This is a genomic window from Advenella alkanexedens, assembly GCF_019132845.1.
In the GTDB taxonomy this organism is placed as follows: Bacteria; Pseudomonadota; Gammaproteobacteria; order Burkholderiales; family Burkholderiaceae_B; genus Advenella; species Advenella alkanexedens.
Genome location: NZ_JAHSPR010000001.1, coordinates 362870 through 374636 on the forward strand (window position 1 = coordinate 362870; position 11767 = coordinate 374636).

Sequence of the window (11767 nt, forward strand, 5' to 3'; positions counted from 1 at the left end):
TTATGCCGACAAGGCTTCATTGGACTGACGGGTCAGTAAAGCCATCAGGCGGGCCAGCTCTTCACGCAAGTCGTGACGATTGACCACCATATCGACTGCTCCTTTTTCCAGCAGGAATTCGGCACGCTGGAAACCTTCAGGCAATTGCTCACGGACGGTCTGCTCAATCACCCGGGGACCGGCAAAACCGATAAGCGCCTTGGGTTCGGCAATGACCACATCACCCATAAAGGCAAAACTGGCGGATACCCCACCCATGGTTGGATCAGTCAGCACACTGATAAACGGCAAACCTTCAGCGGAAAGGCGGGTCAGCATGGCATTGGTCTTGGCCATTTGCATAAGTGAAAACAGGCTTTCCTGCATCCGCGCACCACCCGATGCTGACACACAGACAAACGGGGTGCGGTTTTCTATGGCGGCCTTCACACCGCGCACAAAGCGTTCGCCTACCACCGAACCCATTGATCCACCCATGAAGTTGAACTCGAAACAGGCAAGCGTTACCGGCAAAGACATGATTGAACCGCTCATGACGACCAAGGCATCGGTTTCGTTGGTTAATTTTGTGGCTTCAGCCAAACGCTCGGGATATTTGCGACTGTCCTTGAATTTGAGGGGATCGGTTGAACGAACCTGATCACCAATTTCAACCCGCCCTTCCGCATCAAGCAGGGAGTCGATGCGCGCGCGCGCACTTAATCGCATATGATGGTCGCACTTGGGGCAAACATTCAGGGCCCGTACCAGATCTTCCTTATACAAGGCAGTCTCGCAAGAAGGGCATTTGACCCATACGCCCTCGGGAACACGCCGTGCACCCGAATCGGACTTCTTGTTGATACGGGGGGGGAGAATTTTATCGAGCCAACTCATTATTTATCCTTGTTTTGAACCTTGTCGAGCGCTTCACGTACGCCCTTGAGCCATTCGCTTGCTGCAGCAACGGCCACTTCGGTGACCTGATCTTCGGGCTTGCCAGCAATCGCCTGTTCCATGGTTTCGATGATTTTACTGCCAATCACAACGGCATCGGCCACTTGGGCAATTTTCGCGGCACTTTCGGCATCACGAATGCCAAAACCGACACCCACCGGAATTTTTACGTGTTTTTTGATATCACGCACACGTTGCTGGACATCTTCCACATTGAGTGCCCCCGAACCGGTCACGCCACGTAAAGACACATAATACACATAGCCTTCGGCCACTTGGCCCACTGACTGGATGCGGGCTTCGGTGGAGGTGGGTGCCAATAGAAAAATCGGAGAAATACCCTTTTCTTTCAGCATCCCGGTAAATTCATCAAATTCCTCGGGCGGATAGTCTACCACCAATACGCCGTCCACACCTGCGATAGCGGCTTTTTCCGCAAAAACAGCCCTGCCCATGGCTTCAATAGGGTTGGCGTACCCCATCAACACAATGGGCGTTTCGTTATTGAGCTGACGGAACTCGCTGACAATATCCAGAACCCGTGACAGGCCAACTCCCTTGGCAATGGCTCGCTCAGCAGCCCGCTGGATAACCGGACCATCGGCCATGGGATCGGAAAAAGGCACGCCCAGTTCGATAATGTCAGCCCCGGCCTCTGCCAGACTGTGCATTAATGCCAGTGTGGCTTGTGGACTGGGATCTCCAGTGGTTATGTAAGGAATCAGGGCTGCGCGTTGCCCTGCCTTTGCAAATGCATTGTCAATTCTATTTAAAGCCATTATTGTTTTCCTTTACAGCTCGATTCCGCTAAATTCAGCCACAGTATGCATATCCTTGTCACCACGGCCTGACAGGTTGACCAGAATGATCCTGTCGGCAGGCAAAGTGGGAGCCAGCTGGGCGGCATACGCCAGGGCATGGGAGGATTCAAGCGCGGGAATAATACCCTCAAAGCGGCAGCAATCATGAAACGCCTGCAGCGCCTGGGCATCATTGATGCTCTCATAGGAAACACGGCCGATTTCATGCAACCAGGCATGCTCGGGCCCCACACCGGGATAATCAAGACCTGCGGAAATGGAATGGGTTTCCTGCACCTGCCCGTCTTCGTTTTGCATGACAAAGGTACGGTTACCATGCAATACGCCTACCTGGCCTGAATTGATGGATGCGGCGTTACGTGGCGTATCAAGACCTTCGCCGGCGGCCTCAACGCCAATCAGCTTGACGTCTTCATAAGGGATATAGGGATAAAAAATACCCATGGCATTGGACCCCCCCCCTACGCAGGCAACCACGTAGTCGGGCTGACGACCTGCATCTTTGGGCATTTGCTCAAGGCATTCTTCGCCAATGATTTTCTGGAAATCACGTACCATGGCCGGATAAGGATGCGGGCCGGCAACCGTACCGATGATATAAAAAGTGTCATCTATGTTGGTCACCCAATCGCGCATGGCTTCATTCAGCGCATCTTTGAGTGTTTTGGAGCCGGACTCGACCGGCACGACAGTTGCACCCAGCAACTTCATGCGATAAACATTAAGGGCCTGACGGCGAACGTCCTCGGCCCCCATATACACCACGCACTCCAGACCATAACGGGCCGCCACGGTTGCCGTGGCCACACCGTGCTGGCCGGCACCGGTTTCGGCAATAATGCGGGTTTTACCCATTTTACGGGCCAGAAGAATCTGGCCAATACAATTGTTAATTTTATGGGCACCCGTGTGATTCAGGTCTTCGCGCTTGAGCCATATCTGGGCACCACCGAGCAACCCGGACCAGCGCCTGGCATGGTAAACCGGGCTGGGACGACCCACAAAATGGGTCAGCTCATCATTATATTCAGCCACGAACTCGGGGTCATTCCGGTATTTTTCATAAGCTTCATTCAGTTCCTTGATGGCATGCATTAATGTTTCGGCAACAAAAACTCCGCCAAACCGGCCAAAGTGACCTTTCTCATCTGGGTAATTATAGGGTTTCAAAACGCCTCCTGCAGCGCATTCAATTATTTTATTTAACAGCCATTTTACTCAATTTAACAACGGGACGCAGACATTACCCCGGGGATCTCCAATAAGGCCTGCAAAGCCCGGGACAATTGATCGCCATTCTGGATTTCGATGGTAAAGTGCATATGGGCCAGTGAACGCTTGCTTTGCGTATTAACGCCAACCACCTTAAGCTTGAGCCTGGAAAAGGCTTCAGAGACATCCCTCAGCAGACCGGTACGATCCTGGGCATGGACAGCAATATTGACCGGATAGACCGCATCTTCGGTATTGCCCCAGGCAACATCAATGACCCGCTCGGGATTTTTATGCTTTAACACGGCAAACGAGGCGCAATCCTGACGATGGATCGACACCCCTCGGCCACGGGTGACAAAACCCACGATCTCATCCGGCGGGGCCGGACGGCAACAGCGGGCCAGCTGGGTCATTAATGAATCGACCCCCACCACCAGCACACCGCCTTTACCTGTCTGGCGGGTCTCGGTCTGGCGGGCCACCTGAATTTTGTCTTCGGTACCGGTTTCGGTGGTCGGCTCGACAAAAGCCGAAGCAATCGAGCGCAGGCTGAACTCGTCTTTGGCAACGGCCACATACAGGTCATCAGCACGGGCAAAACCCAGTTTTTCAGCCAGCTGCTCCTGATTGACGGCTGTTTTGCCCAAACGCTGCAATTCTTTCTCGACCTGCTCTTGTCCGCTGGTAATACGCTTTTGCAACTCAATCGCATTAAACCACAACCGCACTTTTGCCCGGGCTCTGGGGCTGGCCAAATAACCCAGTTGCGGATTCAGCCAGTCACGGGAAGGCCCACCCGATTTGGCGGCAATGATTTCAACCGTCTGTCCGGTTTTCAGTTTGGTATTAAGCGCAACCATTTGACCGTCAACCTTGGCCCCCCTGCATCGGTGCCCAAGGTCGGTATGCAAATGGTAGGCAAAATCAACCGGCGTGCTGTCTGCAGCCAGCTCAATAACCCTGGCCTGCGGTGTGAGCACATAAATACGCTCATGCCTTTCGCCCTCTTTCATTTGCTCTAACTGTTCACCGGTTTTTTTCAATTCGGCTTTTTTGCGTTCCAGTCCGTCCTGACCGACTCCATTTTCTTCAAGGGCTTTCTTTTCTTCTTTTTCGGTAATGCCGACTTCCTTGCGCCATGACAGCAATTGGCGCATCCAGGAAACCTGGCGGTCATACAGGCTGGAAGCGGATACCTGTCCACCTTTTACCCCGGCCTCTTTATAGCGCCAGTGGGCCGCCATGCCATATTCGGCAAACTGGTGCATTTGCCGGGTGCGAATCTGCACTTCAAAGGCGCGACCGTCATCACCCATGACCACAGTATGCAGGGAGCGGTAACCATTAGGCTTGGGATTGGCAATATAATCATCGTATTCGTCCATGACCGGTGTCCACTTGGCATGCACCAGTGACAAGGCGGTATAACAATCCCGCTCGGTATCCACAATAATGCGCAGGGCCTGCAAGTCGTACAACTGGTCAAAATCAAGCTTTTTATTGCGCATCTTGTTGTAAATGCTGTAAATATGCTTGGCCCGACCGGCCACATCGGCCTTGATGCCCATTTCCTGCAAAGAGTCGCGAATTTCATTAACTGTTGCGGCCACAAGGCTTTCACGCTCTACACGACGGCTTTCCAGCTTCTTGGCGATATCCTTGTACACTTCGGGCTCAAGAAAACGGAAAGAAAGGTCTTCCATTTCCCATTTGATTTGCCAAATCCCCAGTCGATTGGCCAGTGGCGCATACACATCACGGGTTTCAATGGAAATATCTTCAGGGCAAGGTTTCTTGGTTTCGGCAAACCAGCGCAATGTTTGCAACCGTGAAGCCAGACGCACAAGCACAATTCGCAAATCGGTCGCCATGGCCAGCAACATTTTCCGCAACATTTCCTGCTGGTTGCCACTATTGCCGCTGTCCTGGCTGACCGTGCCCGCATTACGGGCCACCAGACCTATTTTGACCAGTTCCCGCGACCCCTGGACCAGATTGAAAACTTCCAGCCCAAAATGGTTAATAATTTCGTTCTTATAATTTTTTTCCAAAGCCGCTTCCTGCTCTGCCGGCATGGAAGCGATAAGACCTGACACCATCGTGGTCACATCCACCTGAAGCAGGGATAAAATCCTGACGACCCCTGCCGCATGCTTAAGGGCCGGTTCTCCGGTTTCAAGCGTCTGCCCCGCCATGGCGTGCACGGCCCAGTCAACCGCTTTTTCCAGCAACCGCCTGTCTTCGGCCCCAAGGTCTTCACACACCGAATTAAGCCATACTTCATCCAGGGCATTTGTATTGTCGCTATCGGGTATCATGTGAATCATGGTTGAAAAATAAATAAGAAATCAAATGGAACACCTCGTATTGTACAGGTCGGAACTATGGACGCAAATACAAAATCGTTGTTAATCATATGGCATTCCCGTACCCATGCGGCAAAACAGGCCGCCCAGGCTGCCTTTGACGCTGCCTGCAAAATTCGTCAGGAACTGGGCCAGCAAGATCAAATCCTCATGTTATACGCCAGCGAGGTACGCCTTGAACAGCTTTTACAGGCAGATGCCTATCTGTTTTGCGCCCCTGAAAACCTGGCCAGCCTAAGTGGCGCGATGAAAGAGTTTTTTGACCGTTTTTATTATGACTTACTGGGCAACATAGAGGGTCGGCCATACAGTGCGATTATTACCGCCGGCTCTGATGGACAAGGTGCACTTCGACAGCTGCAGCGCATTTGCACCGGCTGGCGCCTTAACGAAAAAGTAGTGCCCATCATACTGAACACCGCCAGCCAGACCAAAGAGGAAATCCTGGCGCCCAAAACCCTGACTGCCGAACAACTGGCCCAGGCAGCGGAAGTGGGAAGCACGCTTTATGCCTGGCTATGAAATACGCATTCCCACGCGGGAGCGTGGGAACGAGTAAGCCGGATATGCATTCCCACGCGGGGGCACGGGAACGAGTAAGCCGGATATGCATTCCCACGCGGGAGCACGGGAACGAGTAAGCAGGATATGCATTCCCACCCTCTTGTTCCCATGCTCCGCGTGGGAACAAGAAACAGGATATTGATGCTGCTATCCGTAGGCATTCCCACGCGGAGCGTGGGAACGAGTAAAAGTTCAGAGCGTGGGAACGAGTAAAACTTAAAGCGCTGCTGTCACAACGATTTCAACCTTGAAATCGGGATTGGCCAAGCGGGCCTCCACCGTTGCACGGGGTGGTGCATTTTCTTTGGATACCCATTGATCCCATGCTTTATTCATGGCAGGAAATTCGGCCATATTGGCCACGTAAATCTGTGCCATCAGGATTCTTTCCTTACTGGTACCGGCCTGCGCCAGCAAATCGTCGATAATAGCCAGCACCTGGGCGGTTTGGCCCTCCATATCCAGCGATGCATCATTGGGGACCTGTCCTGCCAGATAGGCAACACCATTATAAACAGCCATATCGGACAAGCGGGCACCCACATTGGTACGTTTAATATCGCTCATTCAAGGTTTTCCTGTAAAAGGTTGAGAAAAAATCAGGCAGCGGGCAAATCAAAAACATGCCGCAAATAAGACAAATAGGCCGGGTCATCACACATGGTTTTCTCGGGCTCATCCGAAACCTTGGCAACCGGCTGCCCATTGCAACGAACCATTTTCATGACCACCTGCAAAGGTGGTACGCCCATATCATTGGTCAGGTTGGTGCCAATCCCGAAGGACACCTTGCAACGCCCCTGAAACCTTCGGGCGATATCCATGGCAGTTTGAAAATTGAGATTATTGGAGAAAACCAGTGTTTTGCTGCTTGGATCCACCCGGTTGGCCTGATAATGAGCCAACAGGCGTTCACCCCATTCGAACGGATCGCCGGAGTCATGCCGCGCCCCATCGAACAGCTTGCAAAAATACATATCGAAATCACGCAGGAAAGCATTCAGGCCGTAAACGTCAGAAAGCGCAATACCCAGGTCGCCGCGATATTCCTTGGCCCACATTTCCAGGGCAAACACCTGGGAATCACGCAGGCGTGGTCCCAATGCCTGGCAGGCCTGCAGATATTCGTGCCCCATGGTACCCAAAGGCGTGGTATTGTACTCTTTGGCCATGAACACATTACTGGTACCCACAAAATGATTACCCATTTTCTCTTTCAGGGTCTTGACCACCTCATGATGCCAGGCTTTAGAGAACCGCCGGCGCGTACCATATTCGGAAATCTTGAAACTTTTCACGTCGGTACTGGCATTGACCAGCTCAATCTTCTCATTCAGACGGCGCCTGCCCTCTGTCCAGTCAAGCGTTTTATATTCATTGCGAAAATACACTTCATTCACAATGGCGAGCACCGGAATTTCAAATAAAATCGTATGCAGCCAGGGACCTTTGGCCTCGATGGTGATTTCCCCTTTCTCTTGGCCCTCGCCCACCTCAATACACTTTTCGGGCAAATGAAACAGGCCCAGGAAATCAACAAAATCACTTTTGATGAAACGCATGTTGCGCAAATAGTCCAGTTCATCTTCGGTAAAACGCAACTGGCACAGATGATGAATTTCCTCGCGTATTTCATTAATGTAAGGACGCAGGTTGACACCCTTGGAACGGCACTTGAAGCGGTACTCCACCTGGGCACCTGGAAACTGATGCAGCACGACCTGCATCATGCTGAATTTATATAAATCGGTATCTAAAAGCGAGGTAATAATCATGTCGGTAACAGTAATTTTTTTATAACCATATCACAGCTATCAGGGTTTTGAGCGCCAAGTATTTCAAGATTAGGTAAAATCACATTTTTAATGTCGTTTATTGGAGTTTTAAATGACTCACGTTGTTACCGAAAACTGTATTAAATGCAAATATACAGACTGTGTCGATGTATGTCCCGTCGACTGTTTCAAGGAAGGCCCCAACTTTCTGGTTATCGATCCCGATGAATGCATTGACTGCGCCGTCTGTATACCGGAATGCCCTGCCAATGCCATTTTTGCCGAAGAGGACGTGCCACAGGATCAAATCCACTTCATCAAAATCAATGCAGACCTCAGTCCCGAATTCCCGACCATCAGCCGCTCCAAAAAACCGCTTGATGATGCTGATGAGTGGAATAACGTCCCCAACAAACTCCAGTACCTGGAAAAATAGCTGACTGAAATAAAACAGGAAAATATGACTGACCAGAAATATACCCGTGAAACCGTAATCAGCATGACCGAATGGGTGCCCGGCAAGCTGTTCTCGATCACCACCACCCGCGATCATGCCTTCCAGTTTGAACCGGGACAGTTTGCCCGGCTCGGCCTGCCCGCCAGTGATGACCCCACAGCCGAGCCCTCCATATGGCGTGCCTATTCCATGGTCAGTACCCCAGAGGATGAATTTCTGTCTTTTTACTCTATTGTGGTGCCTGAGGGGGAGTTCAGCCCACGCCTGGCCGGCCTGAAAACCGGCGACCCGATTTATATCGACAAAACCGCTTTTGGTTTCCTGACCATAGACCGTTTCCCACAAGGCGGCAACTTGTGGCTCCTTGCGACAGGCACCGGCTTATCGGCTTATATCTCCATGCTCAACACGCCTGCCACCTGGGAACGGTTTGACAAAATCATTCTGGCCCATGGTGTTCGCACCAGCGAAGAACTGACTTATCAGGATGACATAGCCAAATGGCAACAACAGTTTGGCGATCGTTTTGTTTATCTGCCCCTGCCCACCCGGGAAGCATACAAAAACTACCCACAGGAACGTTTGACCACCCTTATCAGCAATAGCAAACTTGAGCAGTTAAGCGGCTTGAAACTGGATCCGGCAACATCAAGAGTCATGTTGTGTGGCAACCCTGAAATGTTATCGGAGGCACGAAAAATACTGGCTGAAAAAGGCTTCGCTGCCGGCAGACGCGGTATCCCGGGCAATCTTGCCGTTGAAAATTACTGGTAATAATTTATTTTCACCTGTCCAAAGCATTCATGAATAGTAACAAAATAGTAATTTCCCTAATTTTTGTCGGTTTTAGGTGAAAATTCACATTTCCTGATGTTTTATCCATATTACTGGTGCTAGACTTAAATCATGCACCCGTTTTTTTTCGCTGCAAAACAACAATAAGGAAGTGAGCTTATGCTGTACCAATTTCATGAATTGACCCGTTCCATACTGGCCCCTATTTCAGCTTTCACGAATATAGGCTCTCAGCTGTTTTCCAATCCTTACAGCCCTTACGCCTATATCCCCAATTCAAAACAGATCTCAGCCGGGCTTGAACTCATTCACCGACTGGGTAAGGATTACGAAAAACCCAAATGGGACATCAACTCGGTTACTATCGAAGATCGCGAAGTAGCGGTTCATACTGAAATTGCCCAAAGCAAACCTTTTTGCAATTTGGTTCACTTCGTTCGCGACCTTGAACCCAACGCACCTGCCTGCCCCAAAGTCCTGATCGTTGCCCCGCTATCCGGGCATCACGCCACGTTGTTACGTGATACGGTGCGCACCATGCTCAGCGCCTTCGATGTATACGTGACCGACTGGGTCGATGCTCGCATGGTTTCACTGGCCGAAGGCCCTTTCCATCTGGATGACTACATTGAATATATCCAGGACTTCATCCGCAGCCTGGGACCTGACTTGCACGTTATGTCGGTTTGCCAGCCCACCGTACCGGTTCTGGCCGCCATTTCTTTAATGGCCGGCAATAATGAGGCGGTTATGCCCAAAAGCATGATCATGATGGGTGGCCCATTGGATACCCGTTACTCACCCACCGAAGTTAACGGACTGGCCAGCACCAAACCCTATTCATGGTTTGAGAACCAGCTGATTCACATCGTGCCTTCCCGCTACCCGGGTGTGGGCCGCAAGGTGTATCCGGGCTTTTTGCAGCACGCCGGCTTTGTTTCAATGAACCCCGACAAACACATGCAGTCGCATTACGACTACTATCTCAACCTGATGAAAGGCAACGAGATGGAGACCAACAGCCACCGCAAATTCTACGATGAATATAATGCGGTGCTGGACATGCCGGCCGAATATTACCTGGACACCATCCGGGTCGTCTTCCAGGAGCACCTGCTACCCCGTGGGCTTTGGGATGTTCGTGGTGTACGGGTAGATCCCGACCATATCCGCAACGTCAGGCTCATGACTGTTGAAGGAGAACTGGACGACATTACCGGTCATGGGCAAACCCGTGTGGCCCATGAACTGTGTGGCAATATTCCCAAAGCCGATAAACACCACCTGTTGGCCAGCAGCTGCGGACATTACGGAATTTTCTCAGGCACCAAATGGCGCACCCGAATCTTTCCTGAAGTGAAAGAATTCATCAATAACGTCGATCGGGACTGATTTCCGGTTAAAATAAGAAGGCCTGTCCAGCAACAGGCCTTTTTTATTTTTACCATGACCAATAAATCCCTACTTGAAAAAATTGATGCCATCCTGCCGCAAACCCAATGTACAAAATGCGGTTACGATGGCTGTAAACCTTATGCACATGCACTGGCTCAGCAAGAAGCCAGTATCAACCGTTGCCCCCCAGGCGGCAGCCAGGGTATACAACAACTGGCCGCTTTACTGCAGGTACCGGTTTTACCCCTTGACCCGGAATGCGGCACGGAAATCCCGCTGCAGGTGGCGGTTATTGATGAAGCCCACTGTATTGGATGTACCCTTTGTATCCGGGCCTGCCCGGTAGATGCCATTATTGGTGCCAACAAATTCATGCACACGGTAGACCCGCAAATATGCACCGGTTGCGACTTATGCGTTGCGCCCTGCCCGGTCGACTGTATCAGCATGGTTGATGCCAACCGCACATGGACCACGGAAGATGCCAATGCGGCCCGAGAACGCCATGAGCAGCGTGCCGCACGCCTGCAAAAGCTCAGGCTGCAGGAAGAGGCCCGTCTTAACCAAAAATCCATTCAAACCGCCACGAATTCCAAAGAGCTGGCCAAACCGGCCCAACCACTACCCAATGAAAAAACCGCTGAGCAACTCAAGAAAGAAGCCATTGCCCTGGCATTGCAGCGGGCCCGGGAACGACGCCAGCAAGTCATGAAAAAAGACTCCACCACCCCATAACCATGAATGCAGAAAAAAGAAAAGAGATTTTTGCCCGCTTTAAAGCCGCCAACCCCAAACCCACCACAGAGCTGGAATATGAAAACAATTTTCAGTTGCTGATTGCCGTACTGTTATCGGCACAGGCCACTGATAAGGCCGTTAATATTGCCACCAGAAAATTTTTTGATACCTGCAAAACTCCCCAGGATATCCTGGACATGGGGCTGGAAAAATTTACCGAAGCCATTCGTACCATCGGCCTGTACAAAACCAAGGCCAAAAACACCCTGGCCACCTGTGAAATCCTGCAAAACCGGTATAACGGCCAGGTTCCCGGCAACAGGGAAGCGCTGGAATCCCTGCCTGGCGTGGGCCGCAAAACCGCCAACGTGGTACTTAACACCGCTTTTGGTCAACCTGCCATGGCAGTGGACACCCATATTTTCCGGGTTTCAAACCGCACCGGCATTGCACCGGGCAAAAACGTACTGGAAGTGGAAAAAAAGCTGCTCAGGCTGGTGCCCAAAGAGTATTTACTTGACGCGCATCACTGGCTGATTTTGCATGGCCGCTATGTGTGTGTGGCCCGCAAACCCAAATGCCCGCAATGCGGAATTGCGGACCTTTGCGATTACAAAGAGAAAACCAAAGCGTCCTGAAAAGACCAGGCTCTTCTGAAGCCGGCAGGACAGGCATCAGACACGGCCAAAAATGACCTCCCGAAAT

Annotated in this window: 12 protein-coding genes; 6 read left to right on the forward strand and 6 right to left on the reverse strand. The window is 51.3% G+C overall.

From position 1 onward, the window contains the following. Genes accD through KU392_RS01765 form a run of 4 tightly spaced genes read right to left on the reverse strand, consistent with a single transcriptional unit; the run spans window position 1 to window position 5299 of the window. On the reverse strand, window positions 1–876 hold the full coding sequence (gene accD, locus KU392_RS01750) for an acetyl-CoA carboxylase, carboxyltransferase subunit beta (protein WP_169294085.1): 876 nt from the start codon (window positions 874–876) through the stop codon (window positions 1–3). After that, window positions 876–1718, reverse strand: a complete 843-nt coding sequence (trpA, locus tag KU392_RS01755; RefSeq protein WP_217734475.1) for a tryptophan synthase subunit alpha — start codon at window positions 1716–1718, stop codon at window positions 876–878. The genes accD and trpA overlap by 1 nt, the downstream gene beginning before the upstream one ends. Window positions 1719–1727: 9 nt before the next feature. Continuing rightward, window positions 1728–2927: a tryptophan synthase subunit beta gene (gene trpB / locus KU392_RS01760; RefSeq protein WP_169294083.1), complete on the reverse strand. Its 1200-nt coding sequence runs from the start codon at window positions 2925–2927 to the stop codon at window positions 1728–1730. Window positions 2928–2980: 53 nt separating this feature from the next. Next, complete coding sequence (locus tag KU392_RS01765) at window positions 2981–5299, reverse strand: RelA/SpoT family protein (protein WP_169294082.1); 2319 nt, start codon at window positions 5297–5299, stop codon at window positions 2981–2983. A gap of 57 nt (window positions 5300–5356) precedes the next feature. On the opposite strand from KU392_RS01765, the gene KU392_RS01770 reads away from it, so the two are divergent. Then, window positions 5357–5860 (forward strand): flavodoxin family protein, encoded by a 504-nt coding sequence (locus tag KU392_RS01770; RefSeq protein ID WP_169294081.1) that lies wholly within the window; start codon window positions 5357–5359, stop codon window positions 5858–5860. A 258-nt stretch (window positions 5861–6118) separates the two neighbouring features. On the opposite strand, the gene KU392_RS01775 is transcribed toward KU392_RS01770, so the two are convergent. Both KU392_RS01775 and pncB read right to left on the reverse strand, forming a co-directional pair. Then, window positions 6119–6469 (reverse strand): RidA family protein, encoded by a 351-nt coding sequence (locus tag KU392_RS01775; protein WP_217734381.1) that lies wholly within the window; start codon window positions 6467–6469, stop codon window positions 6119–6121. A gap of 32 nt (window positions 6470–6501) precedes the next feature. After that, window positions 6502–7677, reverse strand: coding sequence for a nicotinate phosphoribosyltransferase (gene pncB, locus KU392_RS01780; protein WP_217734382.1), 1176 nt, complete (start codon window positions 7675–7677; stop codon window positions 6502–6504). Window positions 7678–7789: 112 nt separating this feature from the next. On the opposite strand from pncB, the gene fdxA reads away from it, so the two are divergent. The 5 genes from fdxA (at window position 7790) to nth (ending at window position 11700) form a co-directional block, all read left to right on the forward strand. Further along, window positions 7790–8113, forward strand: coding sequence for a ferredoxin FdxA (gene fdxA / locus KU392_RS01785; RefSeq protein ID WP_169294078.1), 324 nt, complete (start codon window positions 7790–7792; stop codon window positions 8111–8113). 24 nt (window positions 8114–8137) lie between these two features. Beyond that, the gene (locus KU392_RS01790; RefSeq protein ID WP_169294077.1) at window positions 8138–8908 is read left to right on the forward strand and encodes a ferredoxin--NADP reductase; all 771 of its coding nucleotides are present in this window, start codon (window positions 8138–8140) and stop codon (window positions 8906–8908) included. 180 nt (window positions 8909–9088) lie between these two features. Further along, window positions 9089–10321, forward strand: a complete 1233-nt coding sequence (locus KU392_RS01795) for a polyhydroxyalkanoate depolymerase (protein ID WP_217734383.1) — start codon at window positions 9089–9091, stop codon at window positions 10319–10321. Between the two features lie 54 nt (window positions 10322–10375). Next, window positions 10376–11059, forward strand: a complete 684-nt coding sequence (rsxB, locus tag KU392_RS01800) for an electron transport complex subunit RsxB (protein WP_169294075.1) — start codon at window positions 10376–10378, stop codon at window positions 11057–11059. A gap of 2 nt (window positions 11060–11061) precedes the next feature. Continuing rightward, window positions 11062–11700 carry an endonuclease III gene (nth, locus tag KU392_RS01805; protein ID WP_217734384.1) on the forward strand — a complete coding sequence of 213 codons (639 nt, stop codon included), beginning with the start codon at window positions 11062–11064 and terminating at the stop codon, window positions 11698–11700. Window positions 11701–11767: the final 67 nt, after the last annotated feature.